This window comes from Alkalidesulfovibrio alkalitolerans DSM 16529 (assembly GCF_000422245.1).
Taxonomy (GTDB): domain Bacteria; phylum Desulfobacterota; class Desulfovibrionia; order Desulfovibrionales; family Desulfovibrionaceae; genus Alkalidesulfovibrio; species Alkalidesulfovibrio alkalitolerans.
The window spans coordinates 193116-218538 of record NZ_ATHI01000031.1; the positions used below are offsets into that span (position 1 = coordinate 193116).

Annotated in this window: 21 protein-coding genes and 1 tRNA gene; 8 read left to right on the forward strand and 14 right to left on the reverse strand. The window is 62.4% G+C overall.

Annotated elements, in window-relative coordinates; genetic code table 11:
- Positions 1-172 precede the first annotated feature (172 nt).
- Positions 173-1858 (forward strand): peptide-binding protein, encoded by a 1686-nt coding sequence (locus tag DSAT_RS13480; protein ID WP_020888087.1) that lies wholly within the window; start codon positions 173-175, stop codon positions 1856-1858.
- Between the two features lie 44 nt (positions 1859-1902).
- The gene (locus DSAT_RS13485) at positions 1903-4047 is read left to right on the forward strand and encodes a RelA/SpoT family protein (RefSeq protein WP_040371324.1); all 2145 of its coding nucleotides are present in this window, start codon (positions 1903-1905) and stop codon (positions 4045-4047) included.
- 27 nt (positions 4048-4074) lie between these two features.
- Here the strand turns inward: DSAT_RS13485 and DSAT_RS13490 are convergent, their stop codons facing one another.
- The 4 genes from DSAT_RS13490 to DSAT_RS13505 all read right to left on the reverse strand — a co-directional run bounded on the left by DSAT_RS13490 (position 4075) and on the right by DSAT_RS13505 (position 7190).
- Positions 4075-4776: a molybdopterin-guanine dinucleotide biosynthesis protein MobB gene (locus DSAT_RS13490; RefSeq protein ID WP_020888089.1), complete on the reverse strand. Its 702-nt coding sequence runs from the start codon at positions 4774-4776 to the stop codon at positions 4075-4077.
- Entirely contained in the window at positions 4773-5459 is a 687-nt protein-coding gene (locus DSAT_RS13495) for an energy-coupling factor ABC transporter ATP-binding protein (protein WP_020888090.1), read from the reverse strand. Before DSAT_RS13495 ends, DSAT_RS13490 begins: the two co-directional genes overlap by 4 nt.
- Positions 5456-6154 carry an ABC transporter permease gene (locus tag DSAT_RS13500; protein ID WP_020888091.1) on the reverse strand — a complete coding sequence of 233 codons (699 nt, stop codon included), beginning with the start codon at positions 6152-6154 and terminating at the stop codon, positions 5456-5458. Before DSAT_RS13500 ends, DSAT_RS13495 begins: the two co-directional genes overlap by 4 nt.
- Before the next feature lie 226 nt (positions 6155-6380).
- Positions 6381-7190, reverse strand: coding sequence for an ABC transporter substrate-binding protein (locus DSAT_RS13505; protein WP_020888092.1), 810 nt, complete (start codon positions 7188-7190; stop codon positions 6381-6383).
- Positions 7191-7523: 333 nt separating this feature from the next.
- On the opposite strand from DSAT_RS13505, the gene DSAT_RS13510 reads away from it, so the two are divergent.
- The 6 genes from DSAT_RS13510 (at position 7524) to DSAT_RS13540 (ending at position 15055) form a co-directional block, all read left to right on the forward strand.
- Positions 7524-8411, forward strand: coding sequence for a formate dehydrogenase accessory protein FdhE (locus tag DSAT_RS13510; RefSeq protein ID WP_020888093.1), 888 nt, complete (start codon positions 7524-7526; stop codon positions 8409-8411).
- A 36-nt stretch (positions 8412-8447) separates the two neighbouring features.
- A complete protein-coding gene (locus DSAT_RS13515) occupies positions 8448-9071 on the forward strand; it encodes a molybdenum cofactor guanylyltransferase (RefSeq protein WP_020888094.1) in 624 nt (207 codons plus the stop codon).
- Entirely contained in the window at positions 9068-10093 is a 1026-nt protein-coding gene (gene moaA, locus DSAT_RS13520; protein WP_020888095.1) for a GTP 3',8-cyclase MoaA, read from the forward strand. Before DSAT_RS13515 ends, moaA begins: the two co-directional genes overlap by 4 nt.
- 12 nt (positions 10094-10105) lie before the next feature.
- A complete protein-coding gene (locus DSAT_RS13525) occupies positions 10106-10969 on the forward strand; it encodes a transposase (protein ID WP_020888096.1) in 864 nt (287 codons plus the stop codon).
- Between the two features lie 337 nt (positions 10970-11306).
- Entirely contained in the window at positions 11307-14324 is a 3018-nt protein-coding gene (gene fdnG, locus DSAT_RS13535; RefSeq protein ID WP_152490336.1) for a formate dehydrogenase-N subunit alpha, read from the forward strand.
- A gap of 11 nt (positions 14325-14335) precedes the next feature.
- Positions 14336-15055 (forward strand): 4Fe-4S dicluster domain-containing protein, encoded by a 720-nt coding sequence (locus DSAT_RS13540; protein ID WP_020888099.1) that lies wholly within the window; start codon positions 14336-14338, stop codon positions 15053-15055.
- 123 nt (positions 15056-15178) lie between these two features.
- Here DSAT_RS13540 and DSAT_RS13545 read toward each other — a convergent pair whose 3' ends face one another.
- The 10 genes from DSAT_RS13545 to tadA form a co-directional block, all read right to left on the reverse strand.
- A complete protein-coding gene (locus tag DSAT_RS13545) occupies positions 15179-15517 on the reverse strand; it encodes a hypothetical protein (RefSeq protein ID WP_020888100.1) in 339 nt (112 codons plus the stop codon).
- Positions 15514-15990 carry a MauE/DoxX family redox-associated membrane protein gene (locus tag DSAT_RS13550; RefSeq protein WP_020888101.1) on the reverse strand — a complete coding sequence of 159 codons (477 nt, stop codon included), beginning with the start codon at positions 15988-15990 and terminating at the stop codon, positions 15514-15516. The genes DSAT_RS13545 and DSAT_RS13550 overlap by 4 nt, the downstream gene beginning before the upstream one ends.
- Entirely contained in the window at positions 15987-17708 is a 1722-nt protein-coding gene (locus DSAT_RS15000) for a rhodanese-like domain-containing protein (protein WP_020888102.1), read from the reverse strand. The genes DSAT_RS13550 and DSAT_RS15000 overlap by 4 nt, the downstream gene beginning before the upstream one ends.
- An 18-nt stretch (positions 17709-17726) precedes the next feature.
- Positions 17727-18317, reverse strand: coding sequence for a peroxiredoxin family protein (locus DSAT_RS13560; protein WP_020888103.1), 591 nt, complete (start codon positions 18315-18317; stop codon positions 17727-17729).
- Between the two features lie 12 nt (positions 18318-18329).
- Complete coding sequence (locus DSAT_RS13565; RefSeq protein ID WP_020888104.1) at positions 18330-19046, reverse strand: response regulator; 717 nt, start codon at positions 19044-19046, stop codon at positions 18330-18332.
- On the reverse strand, positions 19043-21055 hold the full coding sequence (locus DSAT_RS13570) for an ATP-binding protein (protein ID WP_020888105.1): 2013 nt from the start codon (positions 21053-21055) through the stop codon (positions 19043-19045). Before DSAT_RS13570 ends, DSAT_RS13565 begins: the two co-directional genes overlap by 4 nt.
- A complete protein-coding gene (locus DSAT_RS13575) occupies positions 21052-22398 on the reverse strand; it encodes an ABC transporter substrate-binding protein (RefSeq protein ID WP_020888106.1) in 1347 nt (448 codons plus the stop codon). Before DSAT_RS13575 ends, DSAT_RS13570 begins: the two co-directional genes overlap by 4 nt.
- A gap of 192 nt (positions 22399-22590) precedes the next feature.
- Complete coding sequence (locus DSAT_RS13580; RefSeq protein WP_020888107.1) at positions 22591-24546, reverse strand: ATP-binding cassette domain-containing protein; 1956 nt, start codon at positions 24544-24546, stop codon at positions 22591-22593.
- Positions 24547-24706: 160 nt separating this feature from the next.
- Positions 24707-24800: transfer RNA gene (locus tag DSAT_RS13585), tRNA-Ser, on the reverse strand.
- Positions 24801-24928: 128 nt separating this feature from the next.
- Positions 24929-25423, reverse strand: a complete 495-nt coding sequence (tadA, locus tag DSAT_RS13590) for a tRNA adenosine(34) deaminase TadA (RefSeq protein ID WP_040371331.1) — start codon at positions 25421-25423, stop codon at positions 24929-24931.

Sequence of the window (25423 nt, forward strand, 5' to 3'; positions counted from 1 at the left end):
ATCAGCGGTCCATGTTGAGGACGACTCGTCCGGCAGTATGCGGGACCGCATGTGTAAGCATCGGTCCCATCTAAACAAAGTCCAGGAAGTTAGCAAGACCGGCTTGGCTTTTTCCCCGGATATGCGCATACTTTGTTCCCAGCCGGGAATTGTCGGCCGCAAAGGAGCAAGAATGCGTCGCGGGTTTTACATCGTTTGTATGATGGTCGTTTTCGGGTGCGCCGTGGCCGCGTGCGGCGATTCGGGGCGTCGTGCGGACGGGAGCGAAGGAGAGCAAGAGGTTCGTCGGGCGGAGGCACAGCCCGGCATGACGGCGGGGCGTGCGGACACGCCCGTCTATGGTGGCCGCATCGTTCAAGCGACCATCGGCGAGCCCTCGAACCTCATCCCCCGGCTGGCCACTGACTCGTCTTCCTCGTCCGTGACCAATCTGCTCTATGTCTCTTTGCTCAAGTACGACAAAGACCTCGAACTCGTACCCTATGCCGCCGAATCGGTGGAGGTGCTTGACGAAGGCAGGCGGCTTCGTTTCGTGCTACGCCGCGACATCGTGTGGGCGGATGGGACGCCGCTCACGGCCCGCGACGTTGAATTCTCCTACCATATGATGATCGACCCTAACACCCCCACGGCCTACGCCGAGGACTACCTGGCCGTGAAGGAGTTCAGGCTCGTCGACGACTACACCTTCGAGGTGATCTATGACACTGTTTTCGCCCGCTCGCTCATCACCTGGGCGGGCGAGATCGTGCCGCGCCACATCCTGGAGGACGAGAACCTGCTCGAAACGGAGCGCTCGCGCAATCCTGTGGGTGCGGGACCTTACGTGCTCCGGGAGTGGGTGCCCGGACGGCATCTGATCCTTCAGGCCAACGACCGCTATTTCGAGGGACGGCCCTACATCGACCAGGTGGTGTTGCGCATCGTGCCCGACACCGGGACGCAATTCCTGGAGCTCAAGGCGGGCAATCTGGACATGATGACGCTTACGCCCAAACAGTACCTCTTCCAGACCACGGGGTCGCGCTGGGAGCGCGACTTTCGCAAATACGACTATCTCGCCTTCGCCTACACCTACCTCGGCTACAATCTGCGGCACCCCATCTTCGAGGACAAGAAGGTGCGCCAAGCCCTGGCCCACGCCATCAACAAGCAGGAGATCGTGGACATCGTGCTCTTTGGCCTTGGGCTTCCCGCCGTGGGCCCCTACAAGCCGGGCACCTGGGTTTTCAACGAAGAAATCGTGGACTACCCTTATGATCCCGAACGCGCCCAGGCCATGCTGGCCGAGGCGGGCTGGCGCGACGAGAACGGCGACGGCGTGCTGGAGAAAGACGGCCGTCCATTCGCTTTCACCATCGTCACCAACCAAGGCAACGAAGAGCGCGCCAAAACCGCCATCATCATCCAGGAGAGGCTGCGCGAGATCGGCGTCAAGGTCGAGATTCGGACCATCGAGTGGGCATCGTTTATCCAGGAGTTTGTCAATCCGGGCCGTTTCGACGCCCTGCTCCTGGGCTGGAACGTCCTTGTGGACCCCGACATCCATACGGTCTGGCATTCGTCGCAGATGCGGCCACACGGCCTGAACCACAATTTCTACGCCAACGAAGAGGTGGATCGGCTCCTGGAAGAGGGCAGGCAGACCCTTGATCTCGCGGTCCGCAAGCGGGTATACGACCGCATTCAGGAGATATTGCACGAGGATCAGCCATACTGCTTCCTCTACGTTCCCTACGCTTTGCCCGTGGTGAGCGCCAGGATACGAGGGATAGAACCAGCCCCCGCGGGCATTACACACAACTTCGAACGTTGGTGGATCGATCCGGGCGTGGGTCGGCCCACTCCCACCCCATGACGGCAAAAACGATGACCACCTCCGAACAGCGTCCCCATGCGCCCATGATCCGCATCGGCGAGGTCATCGACCGCATCGCGGCTTACATTCCCAATCCGGACATGGCCCTGATCCAAAAGGCCTACGTCTTTTCGGCCTCGGCCCACGAAGGCCAGACGAGGCAGTCCGGAGAGCCCTATCTTTCGCATCCTCTTTCCGTGGCCGCCATCCTGGCCGAGATGCGCCTGGACGAGGCCAGCATAGCGGCCGGGCTTTTGCACGACACTGTGGAAGACACCAAGGCCACCATCGAGGAGATCAAGGATCAGTTCGGGGTCGAGGTGGCGCACGTCGTGGACGGCGTGACCAAGATCAGCAAGATGGTCTTCGAGTCGCGCGAGGAGGCCCAAGCCGAGAACATCCGCAAGATGATCCTGGCCATGAGCGAGGATATCCGGGTGCTCATGGTCAAGCTTGCGGACAGGTTGCACAACATGCGCACCCTGGACTTCATGAAGCCCCACAAACAGCGCCTCATCGCCCAGGAGACGCTCGACATCTACTGCCCACTGGCCAACCGTCTGGGACTGCACCAGATCAAGGTCGAACTCGAAGACCTATGCTTTCGATACCTCAAGCCCGACGCCTACAAGCAGCTCAAGAAGAGCGTGGAGCGCCACGCCACGGTCAGTCGCGAGTACATCGACAAGGTCATCGGCCTGCTGGAGGAGATGCTCGAAGCCAACACCATCCAGGGACGGGTCATGGGCCGCACCAAGCATCTGCACAGTATTTACAACAAGATGCTGCAGCAGGGCCTGACCTTCGATCAGGTCTACGACCTCATCGCCTTTCGCGTCGTGGTCGGCGGTCTCAAGGATTGCTACGCGGTCCTCGGACTCGTGCACGCCACCTGGAGGCCCGTGCCCGGCCGGTTCAAAGACTACATCTCGATGCCCAAGAATAACATGTACCAGAGCCTTCACACCACGGTGGTCGGACCGGACGGGGAGCGCATCGAGATCCAGATCCGCACCGAGGAGATGAACCGCCTGGCCGAATACGGCGTGGCCGCCCACTGGCAGTACAAGGAATCGCAGCTCGGCATGAAGTCCAGGGACATGGAGAAGTTTTCCTGGCTGCGGCAGATTCTCGACTGGCAGCAGGAGACCAAGGATCCGCGCGACTTCATGTCCAACCTGCGTTTCGACCTCTTCGCGGACGAGGTTTACGTCTTCACCCCGCGCGGCGACGTAAAGGAACTGCCTGAGGGCGCAACGCCCGTTGATTTCGCCTACCTCATCCACTCCCAGGTGGGCGACCGCTGTTCCGGAGCCAAGGTCAACGGCAAGCTCGTGCCGCTCTCCACGCGCTTGAAGAACGGCGACACCGTGGAGATCATCTCCGATCCCTCGCGCAGGCCGAGCCGCGACTGGCTCAAATTCGTCAAGACCGCCAAGGCCATCTCGCGCATCAAGCACTTCATCCGCACCGAGGAGCGCACCCGCAGCATCGCTCTGGGCAAGGAGATGCTCGAAAAGGAGGGCCGCAAGCTCGGCCTGAACTTCAACAAGCTCCTGCATTCCGGAGCCATCGAACCGCTGGCCGAGGAGTACTCCTTCAAGAACGTGGAGGAATTGCTCTCGGCCGTGGGCTACTCGCGCATCACGCCCAAGAAGCTTCTCAACCGCCTGCTGCCCAAGCCCGCCGAGGATGAGAAGCCCCAGGCCGAGGCCGCGCACGAGGAGCCTCACAAGCCTTTGTCCACGGACAAGGTGCGCATCAAGGGCGTGGACGACGTACTCGTGCGCTACGCCCAGTGCTGCGATCCCTTGCCCGGCGATCCCATCGTGGGTTTCATCACCAGGGGGCGGGGCGTGACCGTGCACACCGCAGACTGCCCGAACGTAAAGAATCTCGAACCCGAGCGACTCATGGCGATCTCCTGGGAGGGGCAGGAGGACAAGCCCTATCCCGCCAAGATAAGCATCAAGGCCCGCAACGTGCCGGGTGCGCTGGCTCAGATCGCGGACATCCTGGGCAAACAGGGCGTGAACATCGATTCCGGCACTTTCCTCTCCAGCGAGGACAAGACCTCGGACATCGTTTTGACCATTGAGGTGCGCGATTCGGCGCACCTGTACGCCACCATCGACCGTATCTCGTCCCTGGACAAGGTGATCGAGGTCAGCAGACTCTCGCTTGCCTAGCAGACGGTGCTTTCAAGACGGCCTGAATCAACCTTCCAGGGTGATGGTCACGGTGCCGGGCGCGTAGCCTTTGAGGCCCGAGAGCAGGCCCTTGATCGTTCCGCTGACGAGCGTGGCCGTGAAGGGGTTGAGCGCCAGGGGCGCGCCGTTCACGTCGATGCGCACCTCCTTGCCCATGGCCTGGCAGTCGTCGGGCGAAGCCTTGCCCGCCACGATGTCCACCGCCAGGGCGCGGCAGTCCGGGCGGCCGCAGGAGGCGCAGTCCAGGCCCGGCAGGGAGAAGCCGCGCGCCATGACCGTCTCGGCCAGCCGCGCGATGTCCTCGTCCGATGCCTCGCGACCCGTTCCAGCCCCTCCGAACTCGGCCAGCGCCAGTTCGGGTGAGAGCGCCTCGCGCTCTTCGGGCGTGCGGTGAAGCACCACGCGCGGCAGCCAACCAAGCTCCTTGCCGCCCTCCACGACCAGCACGTCGCATTCGAAAAGCGGCGTCAGATCGGGCAGATAGCGTCTGCGCGGCCAGATGACCATGGCCTCGGTGGGCGAAAGGCCCGCCACCACGCGGCAAACCTTGGAGAGCTTGCCCGTGTCCGAATCCTCGCGGTCGAAATGACAGTCGGCGAACTTGGCCCCGGCCACGGACAGCCCGCGCGCGGCCAAGGCGGCGGCCAGCCGGACCGAGGTGGTGGTCTTTCCCGAATTCTTGAAGCCGACGACGTTGATGGCGATCACGGGCATTCCTCCTTGTGCGGTGCGAGCGGGGCGAGCGAGCCGTCCGGCATGAAGCGCAGGATGTGTTCGCACAGTTCGGAGAGCCAGGCAAGATCGTGGCTGACCACGACCACGGTTGTACCGTGCATGTCGCGGGCAGCTCTGGCCGCAGCCGTGATGCGCTCGGCGCTCTCCTCGTCGAGCGAGGCCGTAGGTTCGTCGAGAAGCAGGACCTCCGGGCGGATGGCCAGTCGGGCGGCCATGGCCACGCGCTGCGCCTCGCCACCGGAAAGCTCGCGCCAGGAACGGCGCGCAAAGGAATCGAAGGAGAGCCCCACCGTCTGCAAGGCCTCGGCGACGCGTTTGTCGAGATCGGCTGTTTTGCCGCGCACGCGCAGGCCGTAGGCCACGTTTTCGAAGACCGAACGCTTGAGCAGTACTGGCCGCTGCACGAGCAGCGTGACGCGTCGTCTGAGCGCGGCCGGGTCCAAGGCCGGGCGGCCGTGAAAGAATATCTCCCCCTGGCTTGGCGTGAGCAGAAAAGCCATAATGCGCAAAAGCGTCGATTTGCCCGAACCGTTCGGTCCCCGGATGCCCAGAATGACTCCCTTGGGAATGTCCAAGTTCTCCAAGGCGAGGGCCGTGCGATCGCGGTAGCGGTGCATGAGCCCGCGTACGGAGAGGATGGGAGGAGCTTGGTTCATTGCGAGCCTCCCATACGCCTGAGCACGGCCACGCAGAAATTCACGCCGAAGGCGATGAGCAGCAATATGATGCCCAGGGCGATGCCTTGCGCAAACTCGCCCCGGCCCGTTTCCAGGGCGATGGCCGTGGTCATGGTCCGGGTGTGCCATTTGATATTGCCGCCGATCATCATGGCAATGCCGACCTCGGTGGCGATGCGGCCGAACGCCGTGACCACGGCCAAGGCGATGGCGTGCCTGGTTTCGGTCAGACAGCACCAGACCGCCTGCAATCGACTTGCGCCGAGCGTCAGGATGGTCTGGCGTACGTCCTCGTCGATGCCTTCCACGGCCACGGCAGTCATGGCCGTGACAATGGGCAGGCCGAGGATCGCCAAGCCGATGGCCATGCCGGGGATGGTGAACAAAAGACCCAGGTCGCCCAGGGGGCCGTGTCGGGTCAAAAAGGCGTAGACCAGAAGGCCGATGACCACGGTAGGGAAGGCCAGAAGTGTCTCGGTGATCAGGCGCAGGAAACGGCGTCCGGGAAAGTCGAAATATCCCAGGACGAAGCCTGTGGGTACGCCGATGAGCATGGCGGCGCAAAGGGCCAGCGCCGAGGCGCGAAGCGTGACGCCGATGGTCGAGAAGGTAGCCGGGTCGAAAGTCGCGATGAGGAGTAATGCCTGACGCAGGCCATCGAGCAGGAAATCCATGGCGTCTCACGTGTTGAGGTCTGTAGGCCGTGGGGCATGGCGCATATCGCGACGCCCCACGGGGTCTATGACAAATTGTCGAAAAACACCATTCCGCAGGCCGTTCAAAACGCGCCGGATGCAAGGCGCAAGAAGAGTTCAAGGCCGATGCGTATCAAGGAATACGCGAGGATTTGAACTCTTTGCGGCAACGCGGCAGGCGGTGCGTTTTCAACGGCCTGCCAGCCTATTTCGCGTTGGGATAGAAGAGCTGCTTGCCTTCGAGCTTGAAGCCCGCGATGGCCTTCTGTCCCTTCTCGGAAGCGACCCAGGTGGCCAGTTTTTCGGCCGCACCGAGCTGCGCATTGGGGCACTTGGCAGGGTTCACCGGGATTACGCTGTACTGGTTTTTCAGCGCGTCGTCGCCTTCCACCAGGATGACCAGGGCGGGAGCCGCGCCGGCCTTGGCCTCGTAAGAAATGTAGGTACCCCGGTCGGTCAGGGCGTATCCGCCGCGCTCGGCGGCCATCATCAGGGTCTGCATCATGCCCTGGCCCGCCTGCACGTACCACGTCTCCTTGTCGGGCAGGGGAAGCTCCGCCTTCTTCCACAGCGTCTGCTCGGCCTTGTGGGTGCCGGAATCGTCGCCCCGGCTGATGAACAGCGCCTTGGTCGAGGCGATGGCCGCGAGGGCCTTGGCCGAACTGTCGCCCTTGATCCCGGCCGGGTCGGCGGTCGGACCGACGACGACGAAATCATTGTACATGAATTCGTTGCGGGCCGTGCCGAATCCGTCTTCAACGAATTTCTTCTCGGCGGCCGGGGCATGGACCATGAGCACGTCCACGTCGCAGTTTTCGCCCATCTTCAGGGCCTTGCCGGTTCCCGTGGAGGTCCACTTGATGTCGATGCCGGTGTCCTGGGTGAACATGGGCATGAGTTGGTCCAAAAGGCCGGTATCTTCCGTGCTGGTGGTGGTCGCCATCATGAGCGTTTGCGCCGCAGCGGGCGCGGTGGCCAGAAACAGTGCGAGGGCAAGAATCGAAAGAATCCGCATAACAGCCTCCTGAAGTTTGTTTATGCCAACTGTGACCTATGTGTCGTTTGGCATATTCATGAGGGTTTGTGAAGGGACAGGGGCTTATTGGTGATTTGGCATATGAATGGCACGTGCATACTATCGCGACAAGGGATAACGAGATAATGAAATGGAAACCGAGGTGCAAAAAAATAGCTGCAATGCCAGCTGTTAGCTTGGGATATATTTCCTTATCCAGTTTTAATTTAATATATTTTTGTCTTATTTTGTTCCAAAATAAGAGTAAGAAGCCTGTTCTGGCGCGTGAGGCCGGGATGGGCAATTCAAAAAGAAACCTCACCTGGAGTCGCCATGACATTCGACCTCGCCACCGAATCCCGTCGTCTGGACAAGAAGGTTGCTTCGTTGCGCGGAAAAGACGCGCTGCCCTCCGGCCTTGTGGAACTTCTGGCAAAAGCCCGAAAATTGCAGCTCGATGCTCGTGCCCAAGCCTCTCCTGCTTCGATTCCCGAAGCAAGCCGCTGCGATGCGGCCAGCCATGCGCAAGGCGCTCCGCTTCTACCCCGGCACAGCTTCGTCGTCGATGTCGAGCGTGCTTCGGCGCTTATGGATGCCCTCAAGAATCTCGCCCGTGAACAGGGCGATGCGCTGGCGCGGTCGGTCCAATTGCTGGAGGAGGCGGAGAAAGAGGGAACCTTCGACTTTTCGGAGGCGTTCGCCCGTTTCATAGCGGATGATGCGGAACACTTCTCGCGGTTGTGCGAGTTGACTCCCGAAACTCCCCGCCTGATTCCGTTCCTGGTCCAGGCGTCGGCCACGCCGTTTATCGAGGCTCTGGCCGAGGCTGTGGTCGGTGAAGCCGGACTCGACGCGGTCTGGCCGCACGGCCACTGTCCCGTGTGCGGCAGCTTGCCGCTCATTGGCCGCCTGCGCGAAAAGGAGGGCTATCGCAATCTCGTCTGTTCGTTCTGCCATTCCGAGTACAGGGCGCGGCGGTTGCAGTGTCCTTACTGTCTGGAGGAGGACATGGAGAAGCTCGAGTACTTCGACTCGCCCGACGAGCCGGGGTACATGGTCAATGTCTGTCGATCGTGCAACGGTTATATCAAGACCGTCGATTTTCGGAACCTCGACAAGACGTCGCTGCCGCTCTTCGATGATCTTGAGTCCCTGGCCCTGGACATGCTGGCCTCACAAAAGGGCCTTAGCCGACCGACGCTCTCGGCCTGGGGATTCTGACATGGCGACCCGCGTTCGCGAGTCCCGGGGCGCGTCGTGAACACGCCGCACGTCCCAGGCACGCCGTGCGGCGTGGTACTGGCCGGAGGGCAAAGCACCCGGCTCGGCCGCGACAAGGCCTTCGTGCCCTACCGGGGCGGCGACTTGCTCGGGCTGGCCGTGCGCAGGCTTCTCGCGCGCTTGCCGGAAGTCTGGGTCATCGGTCGCGATCCGGCTCCGCACGGTCTGGATGTTCCCTGGCGTTTGGACGACGTGCCTGGACATGGCCCGGCCGCTGGAGTGATGACGGCGCTGCGCTCCACAGGCAGGTCGTGCCTCGTGACTTCCTGCGATCTGCCGCTGCTCGACGATGAGCATCTGGACGCGTTGCTTACGGCATGGGCCATGCGGCCGGAGCACACGCTTATGACGACCTTTTTACAGGTGGAGACCGGGTACATCGAGGCACTGGTATCGATTTATGAACCAGGCGCGGCTGAGGTTATCGAAAGCGCCCTGGCGAGGGGCGAGCGTAAGCTTTCCGGCATCTTTCCTCCGGCGGTCAGACACCATATTCCGTATTCACGCGAGGAGGCCATGCCTTTTTTCAACATCAATTTTCCGGCCGACCTCGCAGTGCTCAACGCCCTGGAGCGGCGGCGGGCGGAGGAGTCAGCATGACCACGACGGGGAACGTCGCGGCGGCGAAGCGCGCCACGGACAGCCATGGCCGGGCTGTCAGCTATCTGCGGCTTTCGGTCACGGACCGCTGCAACCTGCGCTGCTCCTACTGCTGGAACTGCGCGAACATGCGCTTCCTTCCCCATGGTGAAATCCTGAGCTACGAGGAGATGCTCGTGCTCATCGGCGCGGCCCGCGAACTGGGCATCTCCAAGCTACGTCTGACAGGCGGTGAGCCGTTCGTGCGCAAGGGGTTCCTGAATTTCCTGGCCGCCGTGCGCGACATCCATCCGGACATGGATTTGCGCCTGACCACCAACGCCACGTTGCTCACTGACGTTCCACGGCGTCTAGCCGATCTCGGAGTACGCAGGATCAATATTTCCCTGGACACCCTCGATCCTGCGACGTTCGAGCGCATCACCGGGCGCGACTTCTTCTCGCGCGTGCGCACGGCCGTGGACGAATGCCTCGAAGCCGGGCTCAAGGTCAAAATCAACGCCGTGGCCATGCGCGGCGTGAACGACGGCGAACTGCCCGGTTTTCTCGATCTGGCGATCAGGTTGCCGCTGGATGTGCGCTTCATCGAGCACATGCCCATGGGCGACGGCGTGCCCTGGGACGTGCGCGCCTGCTGGTCGGCCGAGGACATCCTGGCCGAGGCAGCCCGGCTTGCCCGGCTCGTTCCCGTGGAGTCGCAGAGCGGCGAAAGCGGCCCCGCACGGATGTTCCGTATAGAGGGGGGAAAGGGCAGGCTCGGCGTGATCTCGCCCTTGACCAATCATTTCTGCGGCACGTGCAACCGCCTGCGCATCACGGCCGACGGGCGGCTGCGCACCTGCCTCTTCTCCGACCGCGAGTTCAGGCTCAAACCTCTGGTGCGCTCTCGCGTCTCGGTGGGGCGTCTGGCGCATGTCCTTAGGCGTGCGCTCAGAGTGAAGCCCGTGGGCGTGGATATCCTGCGCGCCAGAAAAAACGGGACGCCCGTGGCCTTGAAGCGGATGGCCTCCATAGGCGGGTAACGGACGGCCGGCATGGATCTCGTCGAATACGAACGCCACGTCAGGAGCGAGCAGGCCGCCCGGCGCTATCTCCTCAAACGCTGCCTGAACGGCTCCAAGCCGCGCTGCCCGCGCTGCGCGTGCCAGCGGCTCTACCGCCTGGCAGACCAGCGCCTGCGTTGCGGCGGGTGCCGTTACACTTTTCATGAATTTACAAGACGTTTCGTTAATCGGGGCGGTCTTTCCTGCCGCGACTGGCTGCGGCTGCTCAAGCTTTTCGAATTGGAGCTCACGGCCAACCGGATGGCTCCGGAACTCAGACTGTCCTACAACACCGTGTACAAGGCCATGACCACGCTTCGTTTCGCCATTTTGGCCGGGGCGCTGGACGCGCCGCAGCTTCTGCATCCGTCTTCCGGAATAGACCTGGGACTCACGGACACCCCGGAAGAGGAAGCGCATGCGGCCGTAAACCGCTATCCTGTTTTCGGAATCATCGAAAAGAACGGCTGGGTCTTCATCGATCTTTTGCCACATGTGCAGGCGGAGAACGTCTTGCACTTCAACCTGCACTTCAGCCTCAAGCTGACGCGCATGGGCAACATCGTTTATACGGACCGCTTCCAGCGATACGACGCGCTGATGTTCTGCGGCGACGACCGTCTGACCTTCAACTATGTCAACATCCGGGGTAAGAGCGCCTACGTGGATTCGCTCTCGGGGAGTTTCTGGGCCTTCGCCCGTACCCGCCTTCGTCGTTTCAACGGCGTGACCCCGCGCCGCTTCCCGCTCTATCTGAAGGAACTGGAGTTCCGGTACAACCATCGGGGCGAGGATCTCTTCCCTCTTTTGGCCGACCGTCTCTGCGCCCTGGTGCCAGACTTCGCGCAATCCTGATTGTTTTGCCATTTCCATTTCCCTGACGCATCCCTGTCATAACAGCCATTTTGGAACGACGCATCGGCATGGTGCCGAAGCGTGATGGACCAGGGGAGTGCCGCATGGAAAGAGCGAAGCACGCTGCAAGCCTTCCGTTCGCCGGGTTGGGGTTCGACCTAGCTCCGGTGGCCGCCCGGGCTGTCGCGATGCGAGTCCGCCGCATCCAAAAGGCGAGACCTCTGATTGAACGTCGGCCCGTTCCCGGCCATCCCATCGCCCACGGGTATGCCCTGCAGGTGATGCTTGGGCGGGAATGCTGCGGTTCTTGACCGCCAACCACAAAAGGAGGCACGTGATGAAGGTCTGTAGGCGCGACTTCCTCAAACTCGGCGGAGTTGCAGCTGCCGGAGCGGCCTTCGGGGGGCTTGGTTTCGACCTTTCGCCCACCGCGGCCCAGGCTCAGCTGCTCAAGACCCGCTGGGCCAAGGAAACGACTTCGGTTTGCTGCTACTGTTCCGTGGGTTGCGGCTTGATCGTCCACACTGCGAAGGACGGCTCTGGCCGGGCTATCAACGTCGAGGGCGACCCCGACCATCCGATCAACGAGGGTTCGCTGTGCGCCAAGGGCGCGTCGCTCTGGCAACTGGCCGAGAACGACAAGCGCGTCCTGACCCCCATGTACCGCGCTCCGTACTCCGATCGCTGGGAGCCCATGTCCTGGGATTGGATGCTCGATCGCATCGCCCACCGCATCAAGGAAACCCGCGACAAGACGTTCGTCAAGACCAACGCCAAGGGGCAGGTCGTCAACCGCACCGAGGGCATGGCCAGCGTTGGCTCGGCCGCCATGGACAACGAGGAGTGCTGGATCTACCAGACGTTCCTCCGCGCCCTGGGCCTAGTGTTCATCGAACACCAGGCACGTATCTGACACAGCGCTACTGTTGCGGCTCTGGCAGAGTCGTTCGGACGCGGCGCGATGACCAACCACTGGATCGATCTGAAGAACGCCGATTGCGTGCTCATGATGGGCGCCAACCCGGCCGAGAACCACCCCATCTCCTTCAAGTGGGTGATGCGCGCCAAGGATAACGGCGCCACTCTGATTCACGTGGACCCCCGTTTCACCAGAACTTCCGCCAAGTGCGACATCTACGCTCCGATCCGTTCGGGCGCGGACATCGCTTTCCTGGGCGGCATGATCAAGTACATCTTGGACAAGGATCTGTGGTTCAAGGATTACGTTAACAACTATTCCAACGCGTCCTTCATCGTGGGCAAGGACTTCGAGTTCAAGGACGGCGTATTCTCCGGCCTTGACAAGAAGACCGGCAATTACGACCGGTCGAAGTGGAACTTTGAACTCGGCCCTGATGGCGAGCCCCTGAAAGACCCCACGCTTCAAAACCCCCGCTGTGTGTTCCAGCTTCTCAAGAAGCACTACGCGCGCTACGACCTGAAGACCGTCTCGCGCGTCAGCGGCACTCCCGAGAAGGATCTGGTCAAGGTGTACGAGGCCTACGCGGCCACCGGCAAGCCCGATAAGTCGGGCACCATCATGTACGCCATGGGCTGGACCCAGCACACCACGGGCGTACAGAACATCCGCACCATGTCCATCATCCAGACTCTTCTGGGCAACATGGGCATGGCCGGCGGCGGCGTCAACGCGCTGCGCGGCGAATCCAACGTGCAGGGCTCCACGGACCAGGCACTCCTGTTCCACATCATTCCGGGCTACATGCGCACGCCCTTGGCCGCGCAACCCACCCTGGCCGATTACGTGAAGGCCGCCACCCCGGTCAGCAACGATCCCAAGAGCGCCAACTGGTGGCAGAACACGCCCAAGTACATCGCGAGTCTGCTCAAGGCTATGTGGCGGGACGTGGATATCGAGACCGCGTACACCTACATGCCCAAGCTCGAGACGCTCTCTTCCAAGGATTATTCCTGGCTGGTGATGTTCGACAAGATGTTGCAGGGGCAGTTCCAAGGCTTCTTCGCCTGGGGCCAGAACCCGGCGTGCAGCGGCGCCAACTCGAACAAGACCCGTGAGGCGTTGACCAAGCTCGACTGGCTGGTCAACGTGAACATCTTCGAGAACGAGACCGGCTCCTTCTGGAAGGGACCTGACATGGATCCCTCGAAGGTCAAGACCGAGGTCTTCTTCCTGCCCTGCGCCGTGGCCATCGAGAAGGAGGGCAGCATCACCAACTCTGGCCGCTGGATGCAGTGGCGTTACATGGGGCCCAAGCCCCTGGGCGACACCATGCCCGACGGCGACATCATCATGGTGCTGATGAAGAAGGTGAAGGCGCTGTACGAAAAGGACGGCGGCGCGTTCCCCGACCCCATCAAGAACGTCTACTGGGACTACGGGAACGACCATCACGACTTCGATCCGCACAAGGTCGCCAAGGCCATCAACGGTTACTTCCTGAAGGACGTGACCATCGGCGACAAGACCTACAAAGCCGGGACCCTTGTGCCGAGCTTTGCCATGCTCCAGGCCGACGGTTCGACCTCGTCGGGCAACTGGATCTATTGTGCCTCATATACCGAAGACGGCAACATGTCTGCCCGGCGCAGCAAGGAGCAGAGCCCGATGCAGGCCAAGATTGGCCTGTACCCGAAGTGGGCTTGGTCTTGGCCGGTCAACCGCCGTATCATTTACAACCGTGCCTCGGTCAACGCCGAGGGCAAGCCCTTCGCCCCGAACAAGGCCGTCATCGAGTGGGACGGCTCCAAATGGGTGGGCGACGTGCCCGACGGCGGCTGGAAGCCCGGCGAAAAGCATCCGTTCATCATGCGGCCGCAGGGAATGGCCCAACTCTACGGCCCCGGCGCCGCCGACGGCCCGTTCCCCGAGCATTACGAGGCCATGGAGTGCCCCATCGCGTCGCATCCCTTCTCCAAGCAGTTGCACAACCCCACGGCGCTGCATTTCTCCGAGGAAAAGAAGGCCGTCTGCGACCCGAGGTACCCCTTCGTTGGCACGACGTACCGCGTCACCGAGCACTGGCAGACGGGCCTCATGACCCGCTACACCGATTGGCTGCTCGAAGCCGAACCGCAGATGTTCTGCGAGTTGAGCGAGGAGTTGGCCAAGATGCGCGGCATTGCAAACGGTGACAAGGTGATCGTGGATTGTCAGCGCGGCTCCATGTGGGCCATCGCCATCGTGACTAAGCGTCTGAAGCCTTTCACGATCGACGGTCAGGTCGTGCACCAGGTCGGTTTCCCGTGGCACTACGGATGGCTCTACCCCAAGAATGGCGGCGACTCGGCCAACATCCTGACGGCTTCCGTGGGTGATCCGAACACCGGCATTCCCGAAACCAAGGCCTTCATGGTCAACGTCAAGAAGGCGTAAGGAGGCAGACCATGGGTAAGAGCTTCTTCGTTGACCTGACCCGCTGCACCGCGTGCAGGGGATGCCAGGTGGCCTGCAAACAATGGCACAAGTTGCCCGCAGGCGAAACCGCCAACTGGGGATCGCACCAGAACCCGAAGGATCTGGAATTCATCACCTACAAACTCGTGCGTTTCAACGAGGTCGTGGTCGACGGCAAGCTGGATTGGCTGTTCATGCCCGATCAGTGCCGCCACTGCACCGAGCCGCCCTGCAAGATGATGGGCGACGCCTTCGACGAAAATGCCGTGCATATCGATGAGATGACCGGCGCGGTGCTCTTCACCGACGCCACCAAGGCCATCGAGGGAATGCAGGGCGAGGAATTGTGTCCCTACAATATTCCGCGTCAGTGCGAGGATTCGGGATTGTGGAGCAAGTGCGACATGTGCATCGACAGGGTGCACAACGGCTTGCTTCCGGCCTGTGTCCAGTCGTGTCCCACGTCGGCCATGCGTTTCGGGGATCGTGACGAGATCCTGCAAATGGCCAACGCGCGTCTGGCCGAAGTGAAGAAGCAGTTCCCCAAGGCGGTACTCGGCAACCCCGACACCGTCCGGGTCATCTTCCTCTTCCCCTACGATCCGGCGTTGTACCATTCCTTCGCCGTGGCCGAAGCGAGCGTCCCCTCCGGGCCCTTGTCCCGGCGGTCGCTGTTCGCCGGACTGGCGAAGCCGTTCACCGGCGTCTAGAAAAACCGGCCGGGAGCCTTCGGGCTCCCGGCCACATCTCTCCCCTCCAGGGTCAACCGCCGAACCGCGATGGCGGAAGACCATCCAGCCGAGCCGGAGGGTCCAACCACCCTCCGGCTCATTTTATTTTCCGCGTTCCACCCGAGTGAACCGCAATGTCCCCACGCTGGGCAGGTCCAGTTCAAGCCTTCCCTCGACGGGCAAAGCCGCAGCGACCACGCCGCCACTTTTGGCGTGCAGCATGAGCCGACCGTCGCGCACGGACCACCTGAAGGTCACTTCGTCCATTTCCGTGCGCCACGCTCCCTTGCCATCCTCGTTCAGGATCAGCACCACGACTCCGGTTTCGGTTTTCGCTTCCCAGCGCCCCGCCAAATCAGAGACTCCGGTCCGCGCACAACCAAGGGCAAGGAGAAGCGCGACGACGAGCAGAGGACTTATGACGAGAGATTTGCGGGTCATGTGCCGATCTCCTTCAAGTCGCGAACGAGGGCCCGGTCGATCTGCAGGTAGCGGTCGAAGAAGTAGACGTGCACCGCCATGCCGAGCCATGTCAGGTCGCGGGCCACGGTCCACCAACTGATGGGGTCGTCAATGGTGTGGAAGCAGCCGCAGCTGATGGCCGCGCCTCGCAGCAGGTTGACCACGATGCCGATGGTGAACAGGACGATGAGACCAGCGATGACGGATACCGCAGCCTTGACCCGGAAGCCAGCCACGAGCAGAACGCCGCTCACCAGTTCGAGCCAAGGCATGAAAAGCGCCAGAATGTTTACGCTCCACCAAGGGGCCATGCGGTAGCTGGCGATGGTCGTGGTGAACTCCGCAGCATAATTTATTTTGTACATGGCGGCGCTTATGAACAGCCCGCCGAGGTAGAGGCGGAAGGCGAGGGCGAGCGCGGGATGGCGGAGAAGAGCAATCAGGGTTTTCATGGTTGTCCCTCGACCGCAAGACCTGCAGCGTGCCAGTCCTCGAAGTCTCCCTTAAGCACATAGACCGCGTGGTGGCCGAGATCGCCGAGCTTCAGGGCGACTTCGGCGTCGTAGAGCATGCTGACGGTGCGGCCGTAGATGATGATCGGCGCGTCTGGATCGACGTCGGCCAGCCGCATCGCGTAGACGAAGTCGAAGAGCCCGGCCGGGGCGTTCAGGGCTCCCGAGATCCGTTGTTCGTTGAAGAACTCCGGCGGGCGGGCGTCGAGCAGCACGGCCTCGCCCGAAGCGACCAGTGCGGCGGCTTCCAGGGCTGCTATCGAGTTCGGCGCGGGTTCGAGCAGAGGGCGCGGCGCAAGCGGTATGCCTCCGGGGTTGGATACGTTGAAGAGAACTGCCAGACTTATGCTGACGAGAAAGATGAGCATGAAGTCGGCCGGGGCGATGCGGCCGGCGCGTGAAATGCCTCGTCTAGCGAGATTGAGGATGCGGTCGCGTGCTTCTGCCAGGAGGCCGATCTCGACCCGTGCGGAGCGAAGTTCCTCAATGGTTGCGCGCAGCTCCGCGTTCGCGGCTTCAAGGTCGCGGTTGAGCCTGGCCAAATCTTCATGGGCGCGCGTGCGTCCCAGAGCGCTCAGAAATGTGGCGGTCATCGAGGAGAGCAGGTTGCGGTCGCCTTCCCCCGGCGTTCCAGGCGAGAGCCGGGGCAGGAGAGCCATCACTCCGCGACATTCGGCGTCGAGGGCGAAGAGCAGCACCTGGGCAGGCGGGCCGGGGAGGCCTTCGAGAAGCGCGGGGTTTTCCACGGCCTGGGATTCCATGTGACGCGGAAGTCGGTCCTTCTGGGCCACGAAAAGGCCGAGGAGAAGTTTGCGCCCTTCGGGTGAGGAAAGGAATTCGGCGTCGGAGGGAGAAAGACCGCGCGTGGTCAGATGCTCGGAGCCCGCGTGCTCGTCGAAGACGGCGACGAATCCGCCGGGCGCGGACTCCGCGCCCATGGCGTGCAGCAGAAAGGCCGCTCCGAGGCTTTCGGCATCGAGACATGCCGACATGTCTTTGGCCGCCTGGAAGAGTGAGCCGAGGAGAAATGCCTGGTGGTCTGCCATGTTGCGGGCCGTTTCCATGGCCGCCAGGGATTTTTCGAGCTCGACGTTCTGCCGTGATAGATTTTCGTTCAGGGCCCGGATGCGTCGAGCGTCGTGTCCGCGCCTGAGCGCCAGGGCGAAATGGCGGGCCATGCTTTGCAGCAGCCAAAGCTCTTCGTCGCCGTAATGGTCGGAAGTGAGCCTTGGGCCGAAGCCCACCACGGCGCGGATGTCCCGAGCGACGACGATGCCCATGAGCAGACAGGTGCCGGGGGGCAGCAGGAACTCGCGCGCCAGATGCGGGCCGTGCAGGACCACGGGCAGGATGTCTTCGACCTTCTTGGCCTCGCCGGGGGGGAATATTTTGTCTAGAAGTTCGAGGCAGCCTTCCCGGAGTCTGGCGTCATCGCCTTGCAATCCCCTGAACTCGACGCCGCAGGCATTTTCTTCAATGCCTCGAAGAACCACGAACCCCGAGACAACGCCCAGCGATCCCATGGCGAAGGGCAGGAAGATGCGGGCAAGCTCCGAGGCGTCATCGGCGCGATCGAGCTCGCACAAAAGCTCGTAGAGCGTGCGGCTTTGGAAGTGCGCTCTGGCGAGGTCGTCGTTCTTGTCCGCAGAGTCGTGCATGACAGGCGCTCGACGCGGTTATTTGTCCGCCATTTCAGAGATTGTCCTGAACAGGCCGTCGATGTCGCGGATGATTCCCAGGTAGGCGAAATGCACCACGCCCTTTTTATCGACGATCATGGTGAATGGCGTCTGGGGTTCCGCGAGAACTTTGTGCACACTGTAATCCTGGTCCGCGACGATGGGGAAGAGGTAGGCCGATTGTTCGCGCAAAAAGGCGATTTCGGCGGGGTAGCCGCCAGCGGCCAGGGCCATCATCTTGACCTTTCCGTCGAGCTTTGCCCGGCGCAGACGGCGAAAGAGATCGTTCATGCCTGGCGTCTGTTCATGGCATTGGGGGCAGTAGACGCCAATGATCTCGAAGATCACAAAATCCGCCTTGATATCCTTCAACCCGAAGGGTTTGCCCGCAGGCACGCCCAGATAGGCCGCCTCCTTGGTGTCGTCGAGGCCAGGCATGGTGAAGGCGGGCAGGGTGTCGCCCGTTTTGGGCAACTCGGCGGCGTTGGCGCTTGGCGCAAGCGAGCCAGCTGTCATGGCGAACATCGCCAAGGCAAGGGCCGCGACGAATGTGAAGCAGCGACGTGTGGTTTGGATGACGGGTGACATGCTGCCTCCTATTCAAGCGTTGAGGGAGCGGATGGCCTCGTCTTCGGAATTGAATACTTCCGTGAGCGTGGCAAGGCCAACGATCCCGAAGACCCGCCGGAAATTCTCCGAAAGGCCGGTGACGGCGGTGGGGATCTCCTTGGCCCTGCAATCGAGCAGCAGTTGCGTGAGGATGGCGATCCCGGCTCCGTTGATGGAGGCGTTCTCGGAAAAGCGTAGCAGGATGCCCGAGCCTTTCCCTTGCGCTTGTCGGTAGGCATCCAGAAGGGCGGCCTCGGAGCGCGAGGTGACGTTGCCGCGCACGTCGATGACCATGATTTGGCCTTGTGTTTGGACGCGAACTTCGTCTTCCTGGTTCTGGGCCAAGCGGATGCGCTCCTCGGCGCGCTGGAGTGCGGCATCCAGTTCTTCTTTTTTTATGGGCTTGTTGATGAAGTCGGTGGCGTCGAGGTTCAGGGCCCGGATGGCCAGATCCATGTCGCCGTGACCGGTTATGACGATGACTTCGGCCAGGGGGTTTACTTCTTTGATCCGGGAGAGAACCTGGATCCCATCCATGCCGGGCATTTTGATGTCCGTGAGGATGATGGGCGGCTTTTCGGTCTCATAGATGTCCAGGCCCTCTTGACCGTTTTCGGCCGTGAGCACCTCGTAGCCGTATTTTTCCAAAAAGAGGTGGAACATGCCCAGGGTCGGACGTTCATCGTCGATGACCAGTATTTTCGTCATTTCATTGCTCCGATGGCCTTTCTCGCGGCCGGGAAAAACAGCTCGAAGAGCGTTCCCCGGCCCGGTTCGCTTTCAATGCGGATGTCACCGCCGTAATCCTTGACGATGCCATATGAGATGGAAAGTCCAAGGCCCATACCCTGGCCTGTCTCCTTGGTCGTGAAGAACGGTTCGAATATCTTGCCGCGTACGCTTTCGGGGATGCCCACGCCTGTATCCTGCACTTGGACCAGCACCTTGTCGTCGCGAACCAGGGTGCGCAGGGTTATGCGGTGTCCGTCTTCGGGCGGGGCCGGGGCCTTGGCGATGGCGTCGCGCGCGTTGGTGACGAGATTAAAGAGCACCTGCTGAATGCGGTTGTCATGGGCCAGGATCGGCGGCAAGGGCTCGGCGAGTTCGAGGCTGGTTTCGATGCCCGCGAGCGAGAGTTGATGCCCGACGATTTTCAGGACGCCGCGGATGGAGTCGTTGACGTTCAAATGTTCACGGATCATGTCCGCCTTGCGGCCGAAGGCCCGCAAGGTATTAATGATGTCTGTGGCCCGGTCCACCTGTTGGCTGATCTCACTGGTGATGGGGCGAAGCTGTGTAGGCGTGACCGGGGTATCCTCTTCGGAGAGCATGGTCAGGAAGTCGCTGCCCATCTTGATGGCGTTCAGCGGTTGGTTCAACTCGTGGGCGATGCCGGCGGACATCTCGCCCAGGGTCTTCATCTTGCTGGCCTGGATGAGTTGGGCATCCTTTTCGATCATTTCGGTGACGTCGGCCGAGGCAATAATCAGCGCTTGGCGGTTCTTGTAGCTGATCGGGCAGGCATGCAAGTTGACGTAGATGGGTACGCCGTCCTTGCGATAATGGATGAGTTTGGAGCAGTAGACGCAGGAGTTGCCCTGCTCGGTCATCGCATCGATGCGGACCAGGCATTGGCTGGCGAAATCCGGATCGAGGGCGGTGTAAGGGATGCGTGACAATTCCTCGCGAGTGTATCCATAGACATCTTCCGCCCTGGGATTGGCGTCGAGTATTTCGAAAGTGTGGGCGTCCACAACCACAATGGGGTCGGGGCCGGAGACGAACAGGGAACGGTACTTTTCTTCGGACTCGCGCAGACGGCGTCGGTAGAGCTTGATGCTCCAGACCATGTTGCGGAAGGAGTTGGCGAGTTGCTGCACCTCGTCGCCGGGCACTTTGCGATAGAAACGGCACTGCCGACAGGTGCGCAGATTCGCGGCCTGCGTTTCGTCCAGTTCTCCGACGCTCGATGCCTGATCGAAGTGCCAGCAGGGCAGGTCGGTGTTCAGGTACGCCGGACATTCCTGGGGCTTCCACTCGTCGTCCGATCCTTCGAGATCGACGGAAATGTCGAAATTGCCGCGCGAAAGTTCGTCGGATATGCGAGTGAGTTTGGCGATGGGCATGGTTATGTAGTTGGCGATGCGCAGCGAAATGAAGAAGACGGCCACAATGACCATCGAGATGAAGCCAAGGAAGGTGATTCGGAGCTTGGCCACGAGATTTTCGATGTGGCGCTTGTTCAGGCCCACATGTACCGAGCCGATGGTGTAGATGCCCTCGGTGATGGGCACGGCTATGTCGAAGACCGGAAGACCGGCCACGACCATGTCGCGCACGGTGCGTGCGGTTTCAGTGGTCGGCGCGGGGATGCCGTGCAGTTCGTGGGGAAATTGGCGGGTGAACGTGTGGGCCAGCAGGTCTCCTTCGGGGTCGGTGATGAAGATGTAGGAAACGAGATCCCTTCGTTCGCCGAGATAGGCTGCATCGAACGCGAGGCTGACGAGGTTCGGGATGTCATTGTCCAGGATATGGCTGCGCGCCCGGTCGGAAAGACTTTGCGCGATGGCCGTGCCCCGGTGTTCGAGTTCCACTGTGAGGCTCGAGACGAGAATCCAGCGTGCGAGCAGGGCGATGATGCCCGAGACGAGAAGAATGAAGGCAAGGGTGGTGATGAATATCTTTTTGGAAAGGCTTATGCTGCCGAAGAATTTCATAGCCCCTTCTCCGGGGTGACGCGGGGCGTCTCGCTGTGCGGCGGTTCAGGAAGAATGTGCGCCGGGCCGTCCGCTGAATCGGCTTGGTTCCCTGGATTATCCAATGGAGCCTTTTCGGCCAGAATGCGCGCGATTTCTCCCCAGTCAGTGACGAGGCGGAATTCGCCGTTACGCAAGCGGGTGAAATAAACGCGATCGAGCCCTTGGTGGTCCGTGGGGCTGAAGGAAACCGTGAGAGATTCCGCCAAAGGGAATTCCTTCAGGCTTTCCATGGCGCGTAGAAAGGCGTCGCGCGTCAGGTCGCGGCCCGCGCGGCGCAATCCCTCCACAAGAACCATGGCGTTGAAATAACCTTCCTGCCCAATGAAATTCGGTGTGTCACCGGGGTAGTACTTGGCCAGCAGCGCGGCATAGCCGGGGTCGCCGGCGCCGAAGCGGGCCGGGCGTACGAGGTCCGGCGGCGGCACGACCTGGGAGAGGATCACCAAGGCGTCCTCGTCGTGTGCCAGACGGCGGCCGAGTTCCTCGCCGCCCACGAAGGAGACAGTGTAAAAGAGCGGATCAAAGCCCTTGCGCCGGGCCTCTTGAACCAGCTTTGCGCACGGGTCGTAGGTGCCGATCATGACCACGGCCTGCGCGCCCGAACGGATGATGCGGTCCAGGCCATCGGCGATGTCCATGGTGCCACGGATGTAGGAGCCGCGTGCCACTGGCGTCAGGCCGTGTTTGCGCAGGGCGAGTTCGGTGCCGGTGAGGCCATCGAAGCCGTAGGCGTCGTACTGGTAGAAGACGGCGATGCGCGTCAGGCCCAGGTCTTCCACCATGTGGCGCACGGCGGCCTCGGTTTCCTGATAGTACGACGCGCGCACGTTCATCAGATACGGATTGAACGGTTCGCGCAGGGCGTTGGCGCCTGTGAACATGCCCACCAGCGGGATGCGCGCCTGTTCGATCAGTGGCAGGATCTTTGCTGTGGTAGGTGTGCCGACATAGCAGAAGAGGGCGAAAACGTCGTCCTCGATGATCAACCGCTGCGTATTCACCAGACAGCGGGTGGGGTCGTAGGCATCGTCGTAGGCGATGACGTTGATGATGCGGCCGTGCACGCCGCCGGTTTCGTTGACGTAGTTGATGTAGGAGAGTGCGCCCCGTAGGGTCTGGATGCCCAGATATTCGGCGTGTCCAGAGAGCGCCAGCGAGGAACCGATGCGGATTTCGGTCGTCGTGACTCCGGGTGTGCGGCTGGGGCTCTCCTCTTCCGTGGGGCCCGTTCCGCAGGCGGCGGTCGCGAGAAGCAGCAGCGCGAGCACCCCGCGGAGCAGGGGCGAGAAGCTGTCCGGCATGAGGAAGCACCTCCTGGCGTGTGTGCACACTGTACCAGAAGACCCTACAGGGTCAAGGAATAGGGGGCTGTATGAGCCGAATTCCCGTTCAGGAGGGGATACCCCGGTACAATGACACTGGAACTGAAAAGTCGGCACGGTGTGGAGGGAGGATCGTATGCCCGATGAGTGGGCATGCGGCGGCGGAATTCGTCAGTTCGTGGCGTCGAGTTCGGCTAGCCGGGTTTCCACGGCTTCCCAGCGGGCGAAGGTTTCGGCGTGCGCGGCTTCGAGCTCGGTCAGGCGATTTTGGGCTGTGGCAACGATGTCGCTCGACTGCCGGTACAGGTCCGGGTCGGAAAGGCGCGCATGGGCAGCCTCGATATCCGCCTCTAGTGCCTCTATCCTGGAAGGAAGTTCGCCGAGTTCAGCACGCAGCTCGTCCAGTTCGCGCTGCTCCTTGAAGCTCAGCTTTCGCGGCCTGATTCGGTTCGCCTCGGCTTGCTGCCCGCCCTTGCCGGGCTCGGCGTTGGCGAGGTCAGAATTCTTCGTGCGTTCGCGGCCTTCAGCCGGTGCGGCCGGGACCGGACGCTGCCGCAGCCAGTCGTCGTAGCCGCCCACGTATGCGGCCACGCGGCCATCGGCCTCGAAGGCAATGGTGCTCGTCACGACATTGTTGAGGAAGGCGCGGTCGTGGCTCACGACGAGCACCGTGCCCGAGTATTCCATGAGCCGCTCTTCGAGCAGCTCCAGGGTTTCGGCGTCCAGGTCGTTGGTCGGTTCGTCCATGACCAGCACGTTGGAGGGCCGGGTGAAGAGCCGCGCCAGCAAGAGCCTGTTGCGTTCACCGCCAGAGAGCACGCCGACCGGGCTCATGGCCCGCTCGGGCGGGAAGAGGAAATCCTTGAGATAACCCATCACGTGGCGCGGCTCGCCGTTCACGGTCACGGTGTCGTTGCCGTCGGCGATGCTCTCGCGCACGGTTTTGGCCGGGTCGAGCTGTTCGCGGTGCTGGTCGAAGTAGGCCACTTCCAGGCGCGTGCCGAGCTTGACCGTGCCCGTGCTGGGCGCAAGGCGGCCGAGCAGCACCTGGATGAGCGTGGTCTTGCCCGCGCCGTTGGGGCCGATGAGTCCCACTTTGTCGCCGCGCATAATGGTCAGGTCGAGATCCCGGAAAATCGTCCTCTCGTCGTAGGCGAAGGACACGCCCACGGCCTCGGCCACGATCTTTCCCGAGGGTGACGCGTCCTGGACGACGATCTTGCTCGTTCCCAGGCGCTCGCGTCGGGCGCGGCGTTCCTCGCGCAGGCGCTTGAGAGCGCGCACGCGGCCCTCGTTGCGGGTGCGTCGGGCCTTTATGCCCTGGCGAATCCAGGCCTCTTCGCGGGCCAGCTTCTTGTCGAATTCGGCCCAGTTCTTCTCCTCGGCTTCGAGCAGGGCCTCCTTGCGGGCGAGAAAGGTGTCGTAGTCGCAGGACCAGTCGGCCAGGCGTCCCCGGTCGAGCTCGATGATGCGGGTGGCGATGCGGCGCAGGAACATGCGGTCGTGGGTGATGAAGACCAGCGTTCGCACGCGGCGCAGTACGAACTCCTCCAGCCAGGCGATGGAGTCGATGTCCAGGTGGTTGGTCGGCTCGTCGAGCAGGAGCACGTCCGGGTCGCCCGCAAGCGCGCGGGCCAGGAGCGCTCGGCGCTTGAGCCCGCCGGAAAGCTCTTCGAAGCGCGCCTCGGGGTCCAGGCCCAGGCGCGAGATGGCGGTGTCGATGTTTTGCAGGGTCTCCCAGCCGCCGTGCTCGGAAAGGGCCTGCCCGATCTCGGCCAGGCCGGTCGGGTCCGCGCCGTGCGCCACCTCGCGGCTCGCGCGGTGATAGTCCGCGATCAGCCTGCCTGCCTCGCCCAGCCCCTCCGTCGCGATCTCGTGGACCGTGCCGTGCAGATCCTCGGGCACCTTTTGCGAGAGGCGCGCAACCCGAAGTCCCGTGGCGCGCGAGACCCGGCCCGAATCGGGCTCAAGGTCGCCGCTCAAGAGGCGCAGGAGGGTGGATTTACCTTCACCGTTTCGGCCGACGATGCACACGCGCTGTCCTTCCTCGATCTGGAAGGAGACGCGGTCGAGCAGAAGCGGCCCGCCGAAGGACATGGAGAGGTCGGAAACGCTGATGAGTGCCATGCGGGGAGTCTCGTATGCCGCCGCGCGCCACGGGTCAAGGGGAGGGGGCGCCACGCGGCCTTGGACAGTGCCCGACGGCAAACGGCTGATGACTAGCCGTCCGTCGCTGACGAGCGTTCATGCTGCCAAGGGGAATCGTATCGAACAGAATAGATGAAAATGGCGGAGAGGGTGGGATTCGAACCCACGTGCCGGCTCATCACCGACAACCCGATTTCGAGTCGGGCGCGTTACGGCCACTTCGCTACCTCTCCGCGTTTCCCTGCGGAAGGGCATGGTTGATACCTGCAAGTAGGGGGCGGCGTCAAGCCTGGGGTGACGTCGGGCGTGTCGCGGGCGGAAAAAATCCTTAGGCATTCGCCGGGGCCGCCGCGGTCGTCCGTCAGGTCCGGCGCGAGCGGAAAAAATCCGTGAGCAGTGCGCCGCACTCCTCGGCCAGCACGCCGCCGAGCACCTGGATGCGGTGGTTGAGGAAGGGCAGGGCGGGGCCGTCGAGCCGCGAGCCGAAGGCCCCGGTCTTGGGGTCGGTGGCGCCGAAGACCACCGTCCGCACCCGCGCGTGCACGAGCGCCCCAAGGCACATGATGCACGGTTCGAGCGTGACGACCAGGGTTGTGCCCGAAAGGCGGTAGTTGGCGAGCGTTTGCGCGGCTTGGCGCAGGCAGCGCACCTCGGCGTGGGCCGTGGGGTCGTTGAGGCCGATCGAGGCGTTGTGCGCCTGGGCGAGAACGGTGCCATCCTGGGCCAGGAGCAGCGCGCCCACCGGCACCTCGCCCGCCGCCGCGCCAGCGGCGGCCTCGGCCAGGGCCAGGGCCATCGGATCATCCCAGGAGGACCAGCCCGGAGGCGGGGAGGGGGGCGCGGGACGCGAAGCCAT

Coding starts and splice junctions, on each gene's coding strand:
- DSAT_RS13480 (WP_020888087.1), top strand. CDS start 173: ATGCGTCGCGGGTTTTACATCGTTTGTATGATGGTCGTTTTCGGGTGC.
- DSAT_RS13485 (WP_040371324.1), top strand. CDS start 1,903: ATGATCCGCATCGGCGAGGTCATCGACCGCATCGCGGCTTACATTCCC.
- DSAT_RS13495 (WP_020888090.1), bottom strand. CDS start 5,459: ATGAACCAAGCTCCTCCCATCCTCTCCGTACGCGGGCTCATGCACCGC.
- DSAT_RS13500 (WP_020888091.1), bottom strand. CDS start 6,154: ATGGATTTCCTGCTCGATGGCCTGCGTCAGGCATTACTCCTCATCGCG.
- DSAT_RS13505 (WP_020888092.1), bottom strand. CDS start 7,190: ATGCGGATTCTTTCGATTCTTGCCCTCGCACTGTTTCTGGCCACCGCG.
- DSAT_RS13510 (WP_020888093.1), top strand. CDS start 7,524: ATGACATTCGACCTCGCCACCGAATCCCGTCGTCTGGACAAGAAGGTT.
- moaA (WP_020888095.1), top strand. CDS start 9,068: ATGACCACGACGGGGAACGTCGCGGCGGCGAAGCGCGCCACGGACAGC.
- DSAT_RS13525 (WP_020888096.1), top strand. CDS start 10,106: ATGGATCTCGTCGAATACGAACGCCACGTCAGGAGCGAGCAGGCCGCC.
- DSAT_RS13540 (WP_020888099.1), top strand. CDS start 14,336: ATGGGTAAGAGCTTCTTCGTTGACCTGACCCGCTGCACCGCGTGCAGG.
- DSAT_RS13545 (WP_020888100.1), bottom strand. CDS start 15,517: ATGACCCGCAAATCTCTCGTCATAAGTCCTCTGCTCGTCGTCGCGCTT.
- DSAT_RS13550 (WP_020888101.1), bottom strand. CDS start 15,990: ATGAAAACCCTGATTGCTCTTCTCCGCCATCCCGCGCTCGCCCTCGCC.
- DSAT_RS15000 (WP_020888102.1), bottom strand. CDS start 17,708: ATGCACGACTCTGCGGACAAGAACGACGACCTCGCCAGAGCGCACTTC.
- DSAT_RS13560 (WP_020888103.1), bottom strand. CDS start 18,317: ATGTCACCCGTCATCCAAACCACACGTCGCTGCTTCACATTCGTCGCG.
- DSAT_RS13565 (WP_020888104.1), bottom strand. CDS start 19,046: ATGACGAAAATACTGGTCATCGACGATGAACGTCCGACCCTGGGCATG.
- DSAT_RS13570 (WP_020888105.1), bottom strand. CDS start 21,055: ATGAAATTCTTCGGCAGCATAAGCCTTTCCAAAAAGATATTCATCACC.
- DSAT_RS13575 (WP_020888106.1), bottom strand. CDS start 22,398: ATGCCGGACAGCTTCTCGCCCCTGCTCCGCGGGGTGCTCGCGCTGCTG.
- DSAT_RS13580 (WP_020888107.1), bottom strand. CDS start 24,546: ATGGCACTCATCAGCGTTTCCGACCTCTCCATGTCCTTCGGCGGGCCG.
- tadA (WP_040371331.1), bottom strand. CDS start 25,423: ATGGCTTCGCGTCCCGCGCCCCCCTCCCCGCCTCCGGGCTGGTCCTCC.